The sequence below is a fragment of the Govania unica genome, assembly GCF_027920805.1.
In the GTDB taxonomy this organism is placed as follows: Bacteria; Pseudomonadota; Alphaproteobacteria; order Sphingomonadales; family Govanellaceae; genus Govanella; species Govanella unica.
Map to the genome: position 1 here is coordinate 328,032 of NZ_JANWOI010000003.1, position 19,308 is coordinate 347,339.

The window sequence follows — 19,308 nt, forward strand, 5'->3', positions numbered from 1 at the left end:
TGTCCTGGTGAATGTATTTTTATATGTCTTTGAATTCTCGCCATGCGTGTGGATATGGCCAAGTCCACTCGAATCACGAGTGGCGGGTGGATTATTGGGCGGCGATCAAGGGCGGCTCGGCGGTCATGATCCAGTTGCGGCGGTCGAGCCGCAGGGTGAGGCAATAGGCTGACCCGCCGCTTTTGGCAAAGCTGCTGATGCGGGGGATAAGAATAGTGTAGCCGCGTGCTTCGAGTGTTGTTTTGAGCGCAGGCGTCATGCCGCCTGAAATAAAAGTCCGCTCGATACAGACGCCGTTGGCCGCGATCAGGGTGGCGTCGGCGTCGGAGATGACGATGCGCTGAGCGGCGGGAATGGTGTCGGTGATGACCCGAAGCGATGCGGCATCGAAGGCCGGGGGATAATAAAGCACCTCGCCGCCCGACAGCACGCAAAGCGCGGTGTCGAGATGATAAAAGCGCGGGTCCACCAGTTTGAGCGGCAGGACGCGGACGTCATAGGTCGTCTCAAGCACCCGGGCCATGGCGACGTCCGTGCGCGGGCCGTGGCCCATCCACATCAGGCGGCGGGCGGCATCCCATACGGCGTCGCCTGCGCCCTCGAAGGTGAGGCCGGCGGGTGGGGTGACGATACGGTCAATATCGCCCTTGGCCAAAAGTGTTTTGAAAAAGGCGTGGATATGCTGTTCCTCGCCCTGCCGTTCGCGGTGGCGGAAGCGCGCGAGAAGGGCGATGCCGTTCAACACCACGGCGGCATTGGCGGTAAAGACCATGTCCGGAACGCCAGCTGCGGCAGGCAGGGTGATCACGCGGGCGCCTGCGGATTGCAGCGCCTGCACCAGGTCCCGCCAGCCCGCAGCGGCGGCGGCGCGGTAGCTGTCCTGATGACGGGCCCAGTCGTCGGGGTCCATCCAGGGGTTGATGACATAACTGACGTCGAAATGATCCGGCGGGCAGAGCATGAAGGTTGGGCGCGTCATGGGCTGATCCTTTTCAAGCGGCGCTGCGTTCAAGGCGATGCAGGGCGTCTTCGAACTGGTCGAGCCCCCAGTCGAGCTCGCTTTCGGTGATGACAAGCGGCGGGGCGAGGCGAACGACGGTTTCGTGCGTTTCCTTGCTGAGCACACCGAGCCGCATCATTTCCTCAACCATGCGGCGACCACTGGTGAGATTGCCGTCGAGTTCCACCCCGACCCACAGGCCGCGTCCGCGCACTTCGCGGATCAGTGGGGAGCGGATGCGGTTCAGACGGTCGAGCATGCGCTGGCCGAGGTGGGCGCTCTGGTCGGCCAGTTGCTCGTCTGCCATGACGCGGAGGGCCTCAAGCCCGACGGCGGCAGCGAGGCTGTTGCCACCAAAGGTCGAGCCGTGGCTGCCGGGGGTGAAGACCTCCATCACCTCGCGGCGGGCGACGAAGGCCGAGACCGGCAGCACGCCGCCGCCAAGTGCCTTGCCAAGGGTCATGCCGTCGGGGCGTATGCCTTCATGCTCGAAGGCGAACCAGCGGCCGGTGCGGCAGAGCCCGCTTTGGATCTCGTCGAGAATAAGCAGCACATTATGTTTGTCGCAGGCGGCGCGGACGGCGCGCAGATAGCCGGGCGGCGGCAGGATGATCCCGGCTTCGCCCTGAATGGGTTCGATCAGGACGGCAGCCGTTTCGGGGGTGATGGCTTGTTCGAGGGCCTTGGCGTTGCCGAACGGCACGCTGCGAAAGCCGGGGGTGAAGGGGCCGAAGCCACGGCGGTAATCGGCGTCTGAAGAAAAGCCGACGATGGTGGTGGTGCGGCCGTGGAAATTATTGTCGGCGACGATGATTTCGGCCTTGTCGGCGGCGATGCCCTTGATGTCATAGCCCCAGCGCCGTGCTGCCTTGATGGCGGTTTCGACCGCTTCGGCACCGCTGTTCATGGGCAGGGCCATATCAAAGCCGCTGCGTTGACAGAGCGTCTCAAGGAACTGCCCGAGCACGTCGGAGCGGAAGGCGCGGGAGATGACGGCGACTTTTTGCGCCTGTTCGGTCAGCGCCTTCAGAATGCGCGGGTGACCATGGCCGAGGCTGACGGCGGAATAGGCGCTCATGCAGTCGAGATAGCGGCGGCCTTCGGTATCCCACAGCCAGACGCCGTCGCCGCGCGCGATGACCACTTCCAGAGGTTTGTAGTTATGGGCCCCGTACCGGTTTTCGAGATCACTCGCGGTCATGTTCTGCTCCCTGTGATTATTGAATTATCCTAGGGAGTTGTGCGGGCGGGCGGGGGCTGAAATCGTCCCGGGTTGCGACAGCAAGCGGTGGGATTTAGGCGGTTGGCGACAGAATCTGTCGTGCCCTCAGTCGAGACTCTTCTGAAGGATCGAGGCGGGCAGGCCGCGCCAGGGGGTGACCGTGCGCAAGACGATGGTGCTGTCGATCCGGCGCACGCCGATCTGTGCGTTTTCAAGCAGACTCGCGGTGATCCGGTAATAGATGTCGAGGGATGGGCAGATGAAGCGGGCGAGGTAATCCACGTCGCCGCTGACTTCGAAACATTCGACGGCTTCCTCGACCCGGCTGATCACGGCCTCGAACCGTTCGCCGAGCCTGCGTTCCTGGGTGGCGAGCGCGATATGGGCATAGATGGTGACCGGATTGCCGAATTTCGCCGGCTCAAGGATGGCGTTCAGGCTGCGCACATAGCCCGCCGCCATCAGCCGCCGCACGCGTTCCAGGCAGGGGCGGGCGGAAAGCCCCGCCTGTTCGGCCAGTTCCTTATTGGTGATGCGGGCATTCTGCTGAAGAATGGTCAGGATTTTGAGGTCGATTCGGTCAATTTTTCGCCGGTCGACTTTTACCTGTGGCATGACTTTGTCTCCCCCCTGTTTTTTGCATCCGGTAGTCTGAGGCATGTGCGGACGATTTGCTCTGGCTGGTGATCTTGGCGTGGCGTCGTCCCTGCCGATTCTGCGTGAAACGTTGCGAGACGTCCGGCCACGTTATAATATCGCGCCAGGGACGCATGTGACAGTGCTCGCCTATAATCGCCTGAAGGCGCTGGCTGCCGTCCAGATGCGCTGGGGACTTGTGCCGCAATGGTCGCGCGGTCCGGATCACGGCTTGAGCCTGTTCAATGCCCGTGTCGAAACGATCCGTCAAAAACCGGCTTTTCGCGAGTCCTTTGAGCGCCGCCGGGCGGTTGTTCCGGCCAGCGGTTATTATGAGTGGCAGACCAGAGAGTCACTGAAACAACCCTGGCTGATCTCTGCGGCCGACGGTGGAATGATGTATTTTGCCGCAATCTGGGATCAGTGGCGGGCGGCGGACGGGTCGGTTTTATTGTCGGCAGCCATTCTGACAATGGAGGCCCACGAGTCGGTCGCCATGATCCATCATCGTATGCCGGTCATGCTGACGGAGGCGGAAAGTCTGCTTTGGATGCAATCGGATCTGACAGACGAGAAGGTCGAGCAACTGACGGCTTTAAATCGGTCCCGGGGTTTGGTTGCGCACGCTGTGCACCCAAGGATAGGAAATTCACGCATGGACGGTCCGGAGTGCGTTGAATTTGTTTAGATTTTCAAGTTCATGCCGGTGATTTGCAGTTGATTCGATGCGCGTATTCTGCTGTGTCGCAACAGTCCCGGGGACCTGCCCATGCGGGAAAATTACAATCATCTAAATCTCTTATCGACCTCTTATCTTTTGATGTTACAATGCGGCCGTCATTGGTTTAGGAAAAGGGGCGTCTGACGAGGCTGAAGCAGGTCCTTGCCTTTTCGTTAAGAAAGGGCGAGCTGGTTTTGTCCAAGTTCGACGATCGGAAATGCTCCGACACAGTGACAGTAGAATGACAGGAGAGACGGAATGAACATAGAACTGCTGAAGAACAGCGCCCTCGCTGCAGTCCTCGCCCTCGGCCTCGTAGCTTGCGGCGAAGAAAAGAAAGAAGAAGCTCCGGCTGCTGAAGCTCCGGCTGCTGAAGCTCCGGCTGAAGCTGCTCCGGCTGCTGAAGCTCCGGCTGAAGCTGCTCCGGCCGCAGAAGCTCCGGCTGAAGCTGCTCCGGCTGCTGAAGCTCCGGCTGCTGATGGTAAGCCATCTGAGTAAGCTTCTTCGTAGTCGGGCTTGCCTGACTTGAAGGCTTTGACGAAGGACGGTCCGAAAGGGCCGTCCTTTCGTTGTTTCAGGTCAGGTTTCAGATCGGGTTTCATGTCTGGATCTATGGTCTGGGCTTATGTTTGGATGATAAGCTGAGCTTTGGAGCAGGGCTTTCCCTTTCAAATATGGAGCAATTCATGATCGATCTTTATTATTGGCCGACTCCGAATGGCTGGAAGATCTCCATTATGTTGGAGGAGTGTGGGCTGCCCTATACGATGATCCCGGTGAATATCGGAGCCGGGGATCAGTTCAAGCCAGACTTCCTTAAAATCAGTCCCAATAACCGCATGCCGGCGATTGTCGATCATGAGGCTGTGGGTGGACCGCTGTCGATTTTCGAATCCGGTGCGATCCTGACCTATCTCGCGGAAAAAACCGGGCGCTTTCTGCCGACGGAGACGCGGGCGCGGTTCGATGTCCTGCAGTGGCTGTTCTGGCAGGTGGGCGGGCTTGGTCCCATGGCGGGTCAGCTTGGCCATTTCAAGAACTACGCGGCAGACCCTATTCCTTATGCCATCCAGCGGTACGAAAATGAATATAACCGGCTGCTCGGGGTAATGGATCACCGCCTTGCCGATCGGGAGTTCCTGGCCGGTGACTATTCAATCGCCGACATGGCGTCCTGGCCATGGGTCCGTAGTCACGAGCGACTGGGTCAGGCGCTGGACGAGTTCAAACATCTGAAGCGCTGGTTCGATGGCATTGCCGCACGTGAGCCTGTTCAGAAAGCCATTGAGGTTGGCAAGGATTTGCGCCGGTCTGCGATGACCGACGAGGAAAAGAAGATCCTGTTCGGCCAGACGGCTGCGTCGGTGACGCCCAAAGCCTGAATTTCGAGACCTATGGTTTTTAAAAGGGGCTGCCGTCACACGGTGGCCCCTTTCCGCGTTCTGTTATGTCTGTCCGAAACTGAGCTTCCTGTCATGAAGGTTTTGAATTGGGGCTTCGGTTGAATGGATAGGCATATAGTCAATCCGAATTAACGAAATATTCAGTTCGGCTTAGCAGCATAGGTTCTGCCAGAACATGGCTCGGTCGGGGGAGGGAGGCTTCCTTGCCGATATTGGACCGTAGAACAACGGGAGGACGACGATGGAACAGATGGATTACAGCTATATCACCGAGCGCAGGGCAGCCGCGGAATTGGGGCGTGCGGATGCGCTTTATGATCTTGGGCTGCTCTATTCGACGGGGCAGGGAGTTGGGCTCGATTTTATCGAGGCGCATAAATGGTTCAATCTCGCAGCCATGCGTGGCGTCCACCGGGCGCAGGTAGACCGTGCCGATCTCGCGCGCGACATGTCCGCGCCTGAAATCGCTGAAGCTCAGCGGCAGGCGCGGGAGTGGATGCGCCAGCACTGAGGCTTATAATTTCTCTCCCGTGGCTTCGCGGGCTGTGGCAGACTTCATTTGCCTCATGCTCAAGGGAGAGTGTCGATGAAACTTTATTATACGCCTGGCGCCTGTTCGCTTGCGCCGCATATTGTCGCCGAAGAAGCCGGCTTGAAATATGATCTCGTGAAGGTTGATCTCGGGACTCACAAGACTGAATCCGGCGTGGATTATTACAGCATCAATCCGCGCGGCTATGTGCCCGCGCTGGTGCTTGATGGCGGTGCGACGGTGACGGAAGTCGGGTCGCTGATCGAATATCTTTCCGATCAAAACCCATCTGCCGGGCTTATGCCAGCCGTGGGAAGCCTGGACCGTGTGCAGACGCGGTCCTGGATTGTGTTTATCGCCACCGAAATTCACAAAACCTTTGCGCCGCTGTTTTCGCCGAAGACCCCGGCTGAAATGCGCGAGACTCTGATTGCGCGCTTGCAGACCCGGTTCAAGGAACTGGACGAGCGGCTGGCCACGCAGGACTGGATCATGGGGGCCCATTTCAGCGTTGTGGACGCCTATGCCTTCACCATTCTCAATTGGAGCAATTTCATAAAGCTCGACCTGTCGGACTATAGCCATCTCGTGAGCTATATGGCGCGGGTTGCCGCGCGTCCTGCAGTGCATGCGGCTATGAAGGCCGAGGGGCTGGTTCAATAGATTAAAGCTCATTTGGATATTCAGGGCGGCCGCAGGATACAATTCTGCGGCCGTTTTTGGTTTTTTATGGGATTTTTTGCATTCTTATGGACAGTGGCGGCTAAGTTTGTATACAAATTAGGGCGGAGATGTTGCGCAAAGACACAAAAGCAAGGAACGTTCGGGAATGACCTATCGCTTGGGGTGTGACGTCGGGGGGACTTTTACCGACCTTTTGTTATTTAATGAGACGACGGGGGAAACCTGGCGCGACAAGGTGCCGACGACACCTCATGATCCGTCGGTGGCCGTGATCAGCGGGACCAGTCAGGTCTGTGCGCGGGCTGGGATCACACCGGCGGACCTGCAGGCTTTTTTTCATGGCACGACCGTGGCGACCAATGCGGTGCTTCAGCATAAGGTGGCGAAAGTCGGCTTGGTGGTGACGACGGGATATCGCCAGGTCATGCAGGTGGCGCGGTCCTTCGTGCCGGGCGGTCTTGCAGGCTGGATCATCTGGCCGAAACCGGAACCGATGGCGCCCCTTGAATGCACCATCGAGGCCGACGAACGCATGGGCGCGGACGGCGTCATGGTACGGGCGCTTGATGAGGACAAATTGCGTGCGGATCTTCTGCGTCTCAAGGACGAGAAGATCGAAGCCCTGACGGTTTGCCTGATGAATTCCTATGTGAATGGCGTGACGGAAAGCCGGGTGGCTGTCGTTGCCGCCGAGGTTTTCCCCAATCTGCCGATTTCGCTCAGTCATGAAATCCTGCCGGAAATGCAGGAATATGAACGTACCCTGACGACAGTGGCGAATTCCGCCGTGCGCCCGATGGTGGCAGCTTATATCCATAATCTGCGCGAACAATTATATGGTACGGGCTTTCGCGGGCGGCTCAATCTGTTGCGTTCGGATGGCGGGCTGATTTCTTCGGAGAAAGCCGAAACCGCGCCGGTCAATCTGTTGATGTCGGGGCCTGCCGGTGGCGTCGCGGGGGCGGCCTGGGTGGCGCAGAACGCCGGTATCAAGAACGTGTTGACGCTTGATGTGGGCGGCACCTCCACCGACGTGGCGCTGATTGAAAACGGCGTGCCCAAATTGTCGCGCGATACGTCGGTCGGGCATTTGAAGGTGCGGAGCTCGTCGCTGGATGTGAAGTCGGTGGGGGCAGGCGGCGGCTCGATCGCCCATGTGCCGCAACTGACGCGGGCGTTGCGTGTGGGCCCTGAGTCGGCGGGTGCGGTGCCGGGGCCGGCCTGCTATCGCCAGGGCGGTGACAAGCCGACTGTGACTGATGCGAATGTGGTGCTGGGCTATTTGCCCGAAGATTTGCTGGGCGGAACTTTCAAGCTCGATCGCGCGGCGGCACAGGTGGCGGTGCAGACGGTCGCCGATGGTCTCGGCGTGACGCTGATGGAGGCGGCGGCGGGGATCATCGCCGTGGTGAATGAAAATATGTATGGCGCCTTGCGGCTGGTGTCGGTGCAGCAGGGTTATGATCCGCGTGATTTCGCCTTGATGGGCTTTGGCGGGGCAGGGTCGCTGCATTCGAATGCCGTGGCCAAGCTCATGCAATCCTGGCCGGTGATCGTGCCGAACAGTCCGGGCGTGTTATGCGCGCAAGGGGACGCCACCACGCGCATGCGTCATGAAGCGGCGCGAAGTTTCTCAAAGGAATTCAAGAAAACCAGCAATGCCGAAGTGCAGGCCGTTCTGACCGAGATGAAAGAGCGAGTGGCGCGGGAGCTTTTGGCCGAGGATGTGCCGCTCAGTGAGCAGGATTATATTTTCGAAGCCGGGATCCGCTACAAGGGGCAGGGCTTCGAACTGCCCATGCCGATCGAGATCGAAGGGTTCGATGTGGACGCCATCGAGAAAGCTTTCGATGCCGAGCACATGCGGATCTTTGGCTTCAATCTCGACACCATTCATGAATTCATCAATCTGCGTGCGGTAGCGCTTGGCAAGGCTGCCAGTCTGGAGCCGATCGAAATCGCAAAGGGCGATGGCAATCCGCAGGCGGCGAAATTGCGCGATCATGAAATCTGGGTCGAGGGCACAACGCATCCGGCGGTGATTTACGACCGGGCGAAATTGCGGGCCGGAGACAGGGTCATCGGACCGGCCATCGTTATCGAGATGGATTCGACCGCGCTCATTTTGCCGGACCATGTGGGGAACGTGGATCACTTCGGCAATATCCTGATTTATCCGGCGTAAGGAGCGACCCTATGCCTGCAACGATTATCGAACCCAATACGCAGTCTTTTTCAACCGTGGCGGTTGATCCGGTCACGCTCGACATCATTGAAAACGCCTTGCGCAATGCGCGCCATGAAATGGACGCGACGCTTGTGCGCACCGCCATGTCACCGGGCATTCGTGAACAGGGCGACAGCTTCCCGCTCATTGCCGACCGCGAGGGACGCATGGTGGTGGGGCAGTTCGGCTCGTTCCTTGATGGCTTTTTGCGCAATTACGGCGGCAGCATCGAGGAAGGCGACGTGATCTGGCTGTCGGACCCCTATAGCTGCGAAGGGGCTGTCAGTCATAACAATGACTGGATCATCATTCTGCCGATTTTCCGCGATCAGCGTCTGATCGGCTGGGCATCCATGTTCGGTCATCAGACCGATGTGGGCGGCAAGGTGCCGGGCAGTCTGCCAACCGACGCCAATTCGATCTTTCAGGAAGGGGTGCGCATCCCGCCTTTGAAGATCTATAAAAAGGGCGTGCTGAATGAGGATATTCTGACGCTGGTTCTGCATCAGGTGCGCACGCCGGATTGGTGCCGGTCGGATTTGAATGCGTTGATCGCCAGCTGCCGCACGGCGGAAAAACGCGTTCAGGAAATCTGCGCGCGCTTTGGCACGGATGTCTATATGTCGGCGGTCGAAAGTCTGTTCGAACGCAACTATCGCGCGATGAAACATTTGATCGCAACCTCGGTGTCGGAAATACCGGTGTCGTTTGAAGATTATGTCTGTGACGACGGCATTGGTTTCGGCCCCTATAAAATCAAATGCACCATGTGGCGGGAGGGCGACAGGGTCATTCTTGATTGGAGCGGCACCGATCCGCAGTCGGCCAGTTCGATCAATTTTTATCTCAATGAAAATATGCTGAAGATGTTCTTCGGCATTTACATGATCATGGTGTTCGACCCGCAGATTCTGTTCAATGACGGGTTCTATCCGCTGGTTGAGGTGCGGATTCCGGATGGCAGTTTGCTGAAGCCGCAGTTCCCGGCGGCGCTGTCCTGCCGGACCCATGCGCTTGGGCGCATTTTCGACGTGCTTGGTGGGTTGCTGGGTCAGAAGACGCCGGAGTTTCTGAACGCCGCCGGGTTCTCCTCAAGCCCGCATCTGATGTATTCGGGCGTCGACAAAAGCGGCGAATATTTCCAGCTGTTCCAGATTGGATTTGGCGGCATTCCCGGACGCCCGTTCGGCGATGGGCCGGATGGACATTCGCTTTGGCCGGGCTTCACCAACGTGCCGAACGAGTTTCTCGAACGTTATTTCCCGTTGCGGATTGAACGCTATGAAACCGTGCCGGATTCAGGTGGGGCGGGGCTCAATCGCGGCGGCAATGCCATTCTGATCGCGTATCGCTTCCTTGAACCCGGCATGATCGCCATTCATGATGACCGCTGGTTCACGTCGCCCTGGGGCGTGAACGGCGGACAGCCCGGCATGCGGTCGCGGAAATATATTCAGCGCGCCGACGGGACGGAGCAGGTGTTGCCGTCCAAATGCGACGACATCAAAGTCACGGCCGGCGATCTGTTGTATTTCATCACCTGGGGTGGTGGCGGTTGGGGTGATCCGCTGGATCGCGATGCGGAGCTTGTGGCCCGGGAAGTCAAACGCGGACTTGTGACTGTTGACGGGGCAAAAGCCAATTACGGGGTGGTTCTGACCTCGGGCAACGGCATTGATATGGCAGCGACCACGGCTTTGCGGGACCAGATGCGGGCTGCGGAGGGGCGTGAGACGCTGTTTAATTTTGGCCGCTCCATCGATGAGTTGCGGGCGAGCTGTCTTGAGGAAACCGGATTGCCGGCTCCGCAACAGCCGGTTTGGGTGCAGGCGCGCAAGGCGGTGGCGGGATAATCGAGGATTTGTTATGGTGGCGCACGCAAAGGCGCCACCATTTCATTCAGCTGAGCCAGGAACCAATATGTCACGTGCTTCGGATATTGCTTATCTGGAAATCCGGGCGAAAATCCTGTCGGGTGAACTCGCGCCGGGAAGCCAGTTGAAGGAAGAAGAACTGGCGGACATCTGCAAGGTGTCGCGGACCCCGATCCGCGATGCCCTGAGACGTCTTGAGGCCGAAATGTTCGTGCGGCGTACGGACACGCAACGCACCTATGTTCCGGAATGGACCTCGGGCGATATCGAGGAAGTGTTCACGCTCCGCGCTATGCTTGAAGGTCACGCGGCGGCGCGCGCGGCGGAACGCATCACAGGCATGCAGATCGATCAGTTGCGCTTGCATAATGATCTGATTGCAAAATCCATGCTGGATGTCAAAAATCTCGATATCGATAGTTTCTTGCAGCAAAACCGGCTGTTTCACGATCTGGTGATTGAAACGGCGGCGTCAACGCGGCTTGCGGGCATGCTGTCGAAGCTTGTGGAGCAGCCGATCGTGCATCGAACGGCGCTTGGTTATGATCAACGCGAAATGCTGCAAAGCCATACCGAGCATGAGCAGTTGATCGCGGCCTTTCGCGATAGCGATGGGCAATGGGCGCAGTCGGTTATGACTTCGCATATTCGCCGCGCCTATCATGCCTATGAGGCCCGGCGTCAGGTCAGGGATTGAGCCAGTCCGTTATGCCCTTGGCGGCGGCGACGGCGGTGGCGAAACTCGCTTGCAACAGATAGCCGCCGGTCGGGGCTTCCCAATCGAGCATTTCACCGGCCGCGAAGACTCCCGGAAATTTGCGCAGCATGAACTGCGCGTCGAGGTCGGCGCGGGCAATGCCGCCTGCGCTTGAAATGGCGCGTGCGAGCGGCTGCACGCCGGTGATGTGGAGCGGCACGGCCTTGATGAGGGCGGCGAGATCCGCTGTGGCGTGAAGATCCGTCGCCTCACGCATGAGATTGATGGCAAGGGGAGTGAGCCCCGCGCCTTTGCGCAGACGGTTTGCGAGCGACTGATTGGCGCGCACACGATCAAGCCGCTGACGGAGGGCGTCGGTGGTCAGGTCGGGGCGGAGGTCGATGCTGAGGACTGCCTTGCCGTCACGGGCGAGCGTCGCCCGCAGCTCGGCGGACAGAGCATAAACCGCGCCGCCTTCGATGCCATAAGTCGTGATCATAGCTTCGCCGCGCAGGCGATGGCTGCCATGGGTGATGGCGACGGTTTTCAGGGGCTCGCCAGCGAAGCGGGTTTGGAAATTCTCGCTCCAGTCGAGCATGAAGCCGCTGTTGGCAGGGGTGAAGGGCGTGACCGCGATGTCACGGGCGGTCAGGATATCGCGCCAGGCACCGGTCGAACCCAGGCGCGGCCAGCTCGCGCCGCCGAGGGCCAGCAAGGTTGCGTCACTGCGGACGGTTTCGACGGCACCGGATGGGGTGCGGAATTGCAGCGCCTTGTCGTCGGTCCAGCCGATCCAGTCATGCTGGGGGACGATACGCACTTGAAGCTGTTCCAGACGCAGGAGCCAGGCGCGCAACAGAGGGGAGGTTTTGAGCCTGCGCGGGAACACGCGGTCGCTTGAGCCGACGAAGGTCTCCTGCCCAAGTCCTTCGGCCCAGGCGCGGAGGGCGTCTGGGGGAAACGCGGTGATCGCCGGTGTGAGCCAGTCTTCAGCCGCGCCATAGCGTGTGAGGAATTGCGGCAGGGGCTCACTATGGGTGAGGTTCAGCCCGCCACGTCCGGCCATGAGAAATTTGCGGCCAACAGAGGCCATGCGGTCGTAAATCGTGACCGCATGACCAGCTGTTGCCAATATTTCCGCAGCCATCAACCCGGCCGGTCCGGCCCCGATAATGGCGACGGACGCTGATGCCGGGCGATTGCTCATCAGGCTTTGGGGCCTCTCGGTTTAAAGGGGCGTGCGCCTGCGGGTTTCGGACCGTCGAACTTTTTGGCGCCAAATTTTTTGTCGCCAGCAGGTTTCTTGTCCGCAAATTTACGGTCGCCGAATTCTTTCTTGTCGCCATAGGGCTTTTTATCGCCATAGGGTTTCTTGTCGTCGAACTTGCGCGGGCCGAATTCTTTTTTGTCAGCGTAAGGCTTCTTTTCGCCGAACTTGCGCTCGCCGGTTTCCTTTTTGTCGCCATATGGTTTTTTATCGCCATAGGGCTTCTTGTCGTCGAACTTACGCGGGCCGAATTCTTTTTTGTCGCCGTATGGCTTTTTATCGCCATAGGGTTTTTTGTCGTCGAACTTGCGTTCACCGAATTCTTTTTTCTTGCCCGTGAAACTCGGCTTCAGGGGACCGTCCTGGCGGGCATTTTCCGCGTTGCGGTCCTGAATGGTCTGACGGACAAAAGTCTTGGCCGGGCGATGTTCGGTTTTCGCACGGTCCGGCTTCTGATAGTCCGACTTCGGACGCTCAGGCTTCTGACCCCAGTCTTTGGGGTTTTCCGTGGTCCAATCGACGAGTGGTTCTGTCGATTGTTTGGGTTCGCGCGGGCTGTCCTTGCGGTAGGCTGGCTTGCGGTCTTCGCGCGGACGGTCCTCACGATCGGTCTTGCGCGCAGGCATGGCCGGGCTCGACGGTTCGATGCGGATTTCTTTCTGATCCGACAGGGCGATGGCCGCCGTGAATTTTGCGGCCGCCTCCGGCATGATCGCGAATTTTGTCTCGCGGTCGAAAATGCGGATCGGGCCGATGTCTCTTTTGGTCACATGGCCGGTGCGGCAAATCAACGGCAATAGCCATTTGGGATCGGCGTTGTTCTGACGGCCGATGGTGGTGCGGAACCACACCATGTTTTCGGGGTCGGCATGCTGACGACGCGGACCTTCGTCACGCTCGGGGCGTCCGCCATCGCGGTTATCGCCCACATAGAGATCTTCAGGGGCGGGCAGGCGGGCGCGATAAAGACGAATGAGCGCTGCGGCGATGTCTTCGGCCGAGCGACCGGCAAGCAGCGTGCGGGCCAGTTCGAGTTCGTCTTCGGCGGCGGCTTCGATCAACAGCGGATCGTCCAGCATGCGTTGCTGGTCGCGGACGCGGATTTCGTCGGCGGTCGGCGGATTGCCCCAGGTGGCTTCAACCTTGGCCCAGCCGAGAATCTGTTCAGCCCGGCGGCGGCGGGTATAGGGCACAAGCAACAGCGAGATGCCCTTGCGGCCTGCGCGTCCGGTCCGGCCGCTCCGATGCAGCAAGGTTTCCTTGTCGGTCGGAAGGTCGGCATGGACCACGAGGCCGAGATCGGGCAGATCGAGCCCGCGTGCGGCTACGTCGGTTGCGACGCAAACCCGGGCGCGGCCGTCACGCAGCGCCTGAAGCGCCTGGGTGCGGTCGTTCTGGCTCAGTTCACCGGACAGGGCCACGGCGGAAAAGCCACGTTCCTGAAGGCTCGCCTGGAGCCGGCGGACGGCTTCGCGGGTGGCGCAGAACACGAGGGTAGTGCGCACTTCGAAATAGCGCAGCACATTGACTACCGCGTGTTCGATCTCGTTTGGTGCGATGCGGACGGCGCGATACTCGATATCGCTATGGGCTTCGCCTTTCACGATGGTGTCGATGCGCAACGCGTCTTTCTGGTAACGCGTGGCGAGGTTGGCGATTTCACGGGCGATGGTCGCCGAGAACAACATCGTGCGTCGCTCGGACGGTGTCTCTTCAAGAATGGCTTCGAGTTCTTCACGGAACCCGAGATCAAGCATTTCGTCGGCTTCGTCGAGCACCACAACCCGCAGGTTGGAGACATCGATCTGGCCGCGCTCGATATGGTCGCGCAGACGGCCCGGGGTGCCGACGACGATGTGACAGCCGTCAGCAAGGGCTCGCGCCTCGCGCCGGGGATCCATGCCGCCGACGCAGGACACGACGCGCGCGCCGGTCTGGGCATAAAGCCAGCTCAGCTCGGCATTGACCTGCAAGGCCAGTTCCCGCGTCGGAGCCACGACCAGTGCGAGGGGGGCGCCCGCCCCATCAAAGCGTTCAGCCTCCCCAAGGAGGGTCGGGGCGAAGGCGAGGCCATAGGCCACCGTCTTGCCGGAGCCGGTCTGGGCAGACACCAAAAGATCGCGCTCGGAAGCGTTCGCTTCGAGGACAGCGGCCTGGACCGCCGTAGGCTCCAGATATTTGCGCTCCGCGAGGGCACGGGCGAGCGCGGGATGGGTCGTGGGGAAAGGCACTATGTATCAATCTGATTAGCGGGACTTGGCGGTCGCGCGCGTTAAATGAAGCGCATTAAATAGCTGATTAGAGATGAAAAGGCCAATTTTTAAAAGAAGGTGAAATTATCTTTCAGGATATCAACTCATTAGCTCTGGCCGGTGAAATTGTCTTGCACCTTGATTGTGATCTCCACATACTTTTGACTATGTCGGGGCCATAGGGATGGCGCTGCCTTACCAGGAGTGATTACGTCTTGAAACGTATCCTCGTTATTCTGGTTGTGGCTTTGGTTGTCGGCGTCATCTGCTTTGCCCTTTTGGCTCGGCGGCCTGCTATTGCGCGGATCGAACCGCCTGTTGCAGCAAGTTTTTCCTCCGAACTCGTGGCTCATGGGGCGGTTTTGGCCGGGGCTGGCTATTGCGCCACCTGCCACACCGCCAAGGGCGGGCAGCCTTATGCCGGTGGCTATGCCATGAAAACTGGCTTTGGCACCATTTATTCCACCAATATCACGCCGGACCCCGACACCGGCATTGGCCGCTGGTCCGAAGCCGCCTTTCGCCGCGCCATGCATGAAGGAGTGGCGCGGGATGGGTCGCATTTGTTCCCGGCCTTTCCCTATGACCATTTCACCAAGCTGAGTGATGGGGATGTGGCGGCGCTTTATGCTTATTTCATGACCCGTCCGCCGGTGCGGGCCGAGGCGAAGAAAAATGCCCTGCCGTTTCCCCTGAATATCCGGGCCTTGCAGGCGGGCTGGAAATTCCTGTTTTTCAAGCCGGGACGGTTTGTCGACGTGGCCGGGAAGGACGCGGACTGGAACCGGGGCGCTTATCTGGCGGAAGGCATCAGCCATTGCGGCGCCTGCCATACCCCGCGCAACCTGCTTGGGGCGGAGAAAAAATCTGCGGCTTATGCTGGCGCGGTGATTGATACCTGGGTCGCGCCGCCGCTGACCAAGGCCAACCCGTCCCCCGCACCCTGGACCGAGGACGAGCTGTTCCGATATCTGCGCAGCGGGCTCAGTCAGTATCATGGGACATCGGCCGGGCCTATGGCTCCGGTGGTGCATGACGGACTGTCGAAACTGACGGACGGGGATATAAAGACTCTCGCCCTCTATTTCGCGGATATCGGCGGGGCGGCGTCGCGGGCTGGGGCGCTGCAACCGGCTCTGCAAAAGGCGCTAGCGGCGGATCAATCAAAAGCTGAAGCGTCCCTGGATCCGGCTCACAATCTTTATATGACCGCTTGTGCGTCCTGCCATTACAACGGCGCGGGCGGGCCTGTGCCGCTCCGCCCAGATCTCGCCCTCAACAGCGCGCTTTATCTTAATGACCCGAGCAACCTTATTCATGTGATGCTGTTCGGCATCAACGCCAAGGATGGCATGCCGGGGGTTGTCATGCCGGGTTTCGCCAATCTGAGCGATGCGCGTATTGCGGAGATTGCCGCCTATCTCAGGGCGACGCGCACAGATAAGGCAGCCTGGCCGGATCTTGAGAAAAAAGTCGCGGCAATCCGGGCGCAGATGGCGGGGCAGGAGTAAAGACGACCATGATAAAATTCACCATTAATGGCCGCGCCGTCACTCTGGATCTTGAGGACCATACGCCGCTTCTGTGGGCCATTCGTGACGATATCGGCTTGACCGGCACCAAATTCGGCTGCGGCATCGGCCTGTGCGGGGCCTGTACTGTCCATGTGGGCGGGCGGGCCACTCGGTCCTGCATCACGCCGCTTGGCGCGGTGGAGGGGGCGGAGATCACCACCATCGAGGGGCTGGATCCGACGGCATCCCACCCGGTGCAGCAGGCCTGGGCCGCGCTTCAGGTGCCGCAATGCGGATATTGCCAGTCCGGACAGATCATGCAGGTGGCGGCGATGCTCAAGGATTTCCCGATGCCGACCGACAAGGACATCGATGCCGTGATGGCTGGCAGCCTCTGCCGCTGCATGACCTATGCCCGCATTCGGGCGGCCATCAAAAAGGCTGCTCTTCTTATGAGTGAGGGCAAGGCATGACCCGTCTTTCTAAAGTCCCTCTCACCGATCATCCGTTGACGCGGCGCAATTTCCTGATTGTCAGCATGGGGGCCGGGGTGGCGTTCGGATTTGCCGGGGTGGCCATCGCGGCGCTGGATCCGGCGAGCCCGGATCAGCAGCCGCCCGCGCCCGGAGTCGAGCCGAGCTTATGGTTTGGGATCGACCCCGAAGGCACTGTGACCGTCAATATCATCCGCGCCGAAATGGGCCAGCATGTGGGCACGTCCATCGCCCGTATTCTCGCCGATGAGCTTGAGGCGGATTGGAGCAAGGTACGCATCACCCATGTGGATTCGGCGGCCAAATGGGGGCTGATGGTGACGGGCGGCAGTTGGTCGGTGTGGCAGAGCTACCCTATATATAGCCGCGCAGGTGCCGCCGGGCGGATTGCCTTGATCGAGGCCGGGGCCAAAATTCTTGGCGTCTCCCCGGATGCCTGCGTGGCCAGAAATGGCGCGGTGGTCGCGGGCGGACGGTCGGTGACTTATGGCGATATCGTCAAACGCGGCGAGATCACGCGGGTGTTCACGCCGGAGGAGATGGAAAAGCTGCCGCTGAAGCCGGTCGCCGAGCGAAAACTGATCGGGAAACCGGTTGAAGAGATTGATATTGCCGCGAAAATCAACGGTACCGCTTTATATGGCATCGACGCCAAGGTGCCCGGCATGGTTTATGCGCGGCCGAAAATGCCGCCGACGCGCAATGGGTCAAAGGTGGTGTCGGTCGATGAGTCCGCCGCCCGCAAGGTTAAAGGCTTTCTGCGCACGATCACGCTGGATGATCCGTCGGACACGGTGCCGGGCTGGGTCATGGTCATTGCTGAAAGTTACCCGGCAGCCATTCGGGCCACCGACCTGTTGCGCGTGACCTGGACCGCGGGGCCCGGTGCCGATGTTTCGGAAAAAGACATTCAGGACCGGTCGGTCAAGCTGATTGCCACTCCCGATGCCGGGGGCGTTCTGGATACCGGCGGCGGCGATACGGCGGCGGCGTTCAAAGCGGCGAAATCGAGCTTTGAACAGACCTATACGACATCGAGCGTGCTCCATTTTCAGCTTGAGCCGGTCAATGCCCTGGCCTTTGAAAAGGACGGCATGTTCGAGATCCATACCGGCAACCAGTGGCAAAGTCTGATCCTGCCGACTCTGGCCAAGGCGCTCCGGCGACCTGAGTCCGAGATTGTGATGCGGACTTATCTGCTGGGCGGCGGATTCGGGCGGCGGCTTTCGGGCGACTATGCGGTCCCGGCGGCTTTGGCGTCGCAGGCGCTTGGCCGTCCGGTGAAGATGATTCTCACTCGGGAGGATGATATCCGCTTCGATACCATTCGCTCGCCCTCGGTTCAGACCCTGCGCATGGCGTTTGACGGGGCCGGGCGGGTCACGGCCATGGTGCATGATGCGGCGGCCGGATGGCCGACTCAGATCTGGGCCCCGTTTTTCATGCCGAAAGGGGTGAATGGGGTGCCCTATGATCCGTTCTCCAGTTCCGGCGCGGATCATTGGTATGAGGTCGGGGTGCAGAAAGTGCGGGCGATTTCCAATGATCTCGCCAATACGACCTATCGTCCGGGCTGGCTGCGCTCGGTCGGGTCGGGCTGGGTCAACTGGGCGCTTGAAAGCTTCATGGATGAGGCGGCGCGGTATCTGAAACTCGATCCGGTGGCGTTCCGGCTCAAGCTTTTGACGGGGGCGGGCCGCAATGCGGGGTCCGCGCCGAATGCCGTCGGCGGGGCCAAACGTCAGGCCAATGTGGTGCGTTTGGCGGCGGAACGGGCGGGTTGGGGGCAGAAACTGCCGCCTGATACCGGGCTTGGCCTTGCCACAAGCTTTGGACAGGAACGCAATATGCCGACCTGGGGGGCCTGTGTGGCCCGGGTTCGGGTTGATCGCAAGACCGGCATGGTGTTTGTCGAAAAACTGACCATCGTCATGGATGCCGGGACCATCGTTGACCCGGACGGGGCCCTTGCCCAGACCGAGGGGGCGGCGCTTTGGGGGCTCAGCATGGCGCTTCATGAGGGGACGGAATTCGTCAAGGGCCGGGCAAAGGCAACGAATCTAGATAGTTACACCCCGCTCCGGATGGCAGACGTGCCGGAACTTGATATCAGTTTCGTGGAAAGTCAGGAGGTTCCGGTGGGTTTGGGCGAACCGGCCACGACCCTGACGGCCCCCGCGATAGCGAACGCGATCCATGCCGCGGTAGGGGTAAGATTGCGCCATATTCCCATAAAGCCGGAGGCTGTTCTGGCCGCACTCAAGATAAAGGGCTGATTGTCCCAATTTTCGAGCGGGAACAGGGTATATCTTGGCGAAAGTCTCTGTTACAAACTGCGTGCAGGTGGGTGGTGACATATATTCGCCGCCGCTTGTCTGATTTGTAACCGGAGACAACAGAATGAACATTACCGAACTGACCGATCAGCTCGCCAGCGAACGCAACCTCAGCAAGACTGAAGCGCGTCAGACCATTGATGCTGTCCTGCAGGCGATTGTTGACGCCGCCAAGGCTGGCTCTGAAGTTTCTCTGCCAGGCTTCGGCAAGTTCAAGGTGCAGGACAAGCCGGAACGTGAAGGCCGTAACCCGGCGACCGGCGCGACCATGACCATCGCTGCCTCGCGCAAGCTGAGCTTCACCCCCGCCAAGGCCGTTAAGGATGCTCTGAACGCCTAATTGGGGACTGCCTGATTTCTCCGAAATCAGGGGGATTTCAAGGGGGACATGGTCTAGGCCATGTCCCCCTTGTTCTTTTTGACGATAGCAAGATACCATTGGCTCCGGT

17 protein-coding genes are annotated in these 19,308 nt (G+C 59.8%); 12 read left to right on the top strand and 5 right to left on the bottom strand.

Translation table 11 applies throughout. The annotated features are described in order from the left end of the window. Positions 1–91 precede the first annotated feature (91 nt). The 3 genes from NYP16_RS09335 to NYP16_RS09345 all read right to left on the bottom strand — a co-directional run bounded on the left by NYP16_RS09335 (position 92) and on the right by NYP16_RS09345 (position 2,837). Positions 92–979: a dimethylarginine dimethylaminohydrolase family protein gene (locus NYP16_RS09335; RefSeq protein WP_274943864.1), complete on the bottom strand. Its 888-nt coding sequence runs from the start codon at positions 977–979 to the stop codon at positions 92–94. 13 nt (positions 980–992) lie between these two features. After that, complete coding sequence (gene rocD, locus NYP16_RS09340) at positions 993–2,201, bottom strand: ornithine--oxo-acid transaminase (protein WP_274943865.1); 1,209 nt, start codon at positions 2,199–2,201, stop codon at positions 993–995. A 126-nt stretch (positions 2,202–2,327) separates the two neighbouring features. Then, complete coding sequence (locus tag NYP16_RS09345) at positions 2,328–2,837, bottom strand: Lrp/AsnC family transcriptional regulator (protein WP_274943866.1); 510 nt, start codon at positions 2,835–2,837, stop codon at positions 2,328–2,330. Between the two features lie 43 nt (positions 2,838–2,880). Here NYP16_RS09345 and NYP16_RS09350 point away from each other — a divergent pair, with 43 nt between their 5' ends. The 8 genes from NYP16_RS09350 to NYP16_RS09385 all read left to right on the top strand — a co-directional run bounded on the left by NYP16_RS09350 (position 2,881) and on the right by NYP16_RS09385 (position 10,996). Further along, positions 2,881–3,546 carry an SOS response-associated peptidase gene (locus tag NYP16_RS09350; RefSeq protein WP_274943867.1) on the top strand — a complete coding sequence of 222 codons (666 nt, stop codon included), beginning with the start codon at positions 2,881–2,883 and terminating at the stop codon, positions 3,544–3,546. A 291-nt stretch (positions 3,547–3,837) separates the two neighbouring features. Further along, complete coding sequence (locus tag NYP16_RS09355) at positions 3,838–4,077, top strand: hypothetical protein (RefSeq protein WP_274943868.1); 240 nt, start codon at positions 3,838–3,840, stop codon at positions 4,075–4,077. 188 nt (positions 4,078–4,265) lie between these two features. Then, complete coding sequence (locus NYP16_RS09360; protein ID WP_274943869.1) at positions 4,266–4,961, top strand: glutathione S-transferase N-terminal domain-containing protein; 696 nt, start codon at positions 4,266–4,268, stop codon at positions 4,959–4,961. Positions 4,962–5,223: 262 nt separating this feature from the next. After that, positions 5,224–5,493 (top strand): SEL1-like repeat protein, encoded by a 270-nt coding sequence (locus NYP16_RS09365; RefSeq protein WP_274943870.1) that lies wholly within the window; start codon positions 5,224–5,226, stop codon positions 5,491–5,493. Between the two features lie 75 nt (positions 5,494–5,568). Further along, positions 5,569–6,177: a glutathione transferase GstA gene (gene gstA / locus NYP16_RS09370; protein ID WP_274943871.1), complete on the top strand. Its 609-nt coding sequence runs from the start codon at positions 5,569–5,571 to the stop codon at positions 6,175–6,177. Positions 6,178–6,343: 166 nt separating this feature from the next. Continuing rightward, complete coding sequence (locus NYP16_RS09375) at positions 6,344–8,383, top strand: hydantoinase/oxoprolinase family protein (protein ID WP_274943872.1); 2,040 nt, start codon at positions 6,344–6,346, stop codon at positions 8,381–8,383. A gap of 11 nt (positions 8,384–8,394) precedes the next feature. After that, entirely contained in the window at positions 8,395–10,278 is a 1,884-nt protein-coding gene (locus tag NYP16_RS09380) for a hydantoinase B/oxoprolinase family protein (protein ID WP_274943873.1), read from the top strand. 67 nt (positions 10,279–10,345) lie between these two features. Further along, on the top strand, positions 10,346–10,996 hold the full coding sequence (locus NYP16_RS09385) for a GntR family transcriptional regulator (protein WP_274943874.1): 651 nt from the start codon (positions 10,346–10,348) through the stop codon (positions 10,994–10,996). Here NYP16_RS09385 and NYP16_RS09390 read toward each other — a convergent pair. After that, the gene (locus tag NYP16_RS09390) at positions 10,986–12,203 is read right to left on the bottom strand and encodes a TIGR03862 family flavoprotein (RefSeq protein WP_274943875.1); all 1,218 of its coding nucleotides are present in this window, start codon (positions 12,201–12,203) and stop codon (positions 10,986–10,988) included. The genes NYP16_RS09385 and NYP16_RS09390 overlap by 11 nt on opposite strands. Beyond that, the gene (locus tag NYP16_RS09395; RefSeq protein ID WP_274943876.1) at positions 12,203–14,494 is read right to left on the bottom strand and encodes a DEAD/DEAH box helicase; all 2,292 of its coding nucleotides are present in this window, start codon (positions 14,492–14,494) and stop codon (positions 12,203–12,205) included. Before NYP16_RS09395 ends, NYP16_RS09390 begins: the two co-directional genes overlap by 1 nt. 236 nt (positions 14,495–14,730) lie before the next feature. Here NYP16_RS09395 and NYP16_RS09400 point away from each other — a divergent pair, with 236 nt between their 5' ends. From NYP16_RS09400 to NYP16_RS09415, 4 genes are all read left to right on the top strand, one after another. Further along, the gene (locus NYP16_RS09400; protein ID WP_274943877.1) at positions 14,731–16,026 is read left to right on the top strand and encodes a c-type cytochrome; all 1,296 of its coding nucleotides are present in this window, start codon (positions 14,731–14,733) and stop codon (positions 16,024–16,026) included. A gap of 8 nt (positions 16,027–16,034) precedes the next feature. Further along, complete coding sequence (locus tag NYP16_RS09405) at positions 16,035–16,502, top strand: (2Fe-2S)-binding protein (RefSeq protein ID WP_274943878.1); 468 nt, start codon at positions 16,035–16,037, stop codon at positions 16,500–16,502. After that, entirely contained in the window at positions 16,499–18,799 is a 2,301-nt protein-coding gene (locus NYP16_RS09410) for a xanthine dehydrogenase family protein molybdopterin-binding subunit (protein WP_274943879.1), read from the top strand. Before NYP16_RS09405 ends, NYP16_RS09410 begins: the two co-directional genes overlap by 4 nt. 124 nt (positions 18,800–18,923) lie before the next feature. Then, the gene (locus tag NYP16_RS09415; RefSeq protein ID WP_274943880.1) at positions 18,924–19,199 is read left to right on the top strand and encodes an HU family DNA-binding protein; all 276 of its coding nucleotides are present in this window, start codon (positions 18,924–18,926) and stop codon (positions 19,197–19,199) included. The last annotated feature ends 109 nt before the right edge of the window (positions 19,200–19,308 follow it).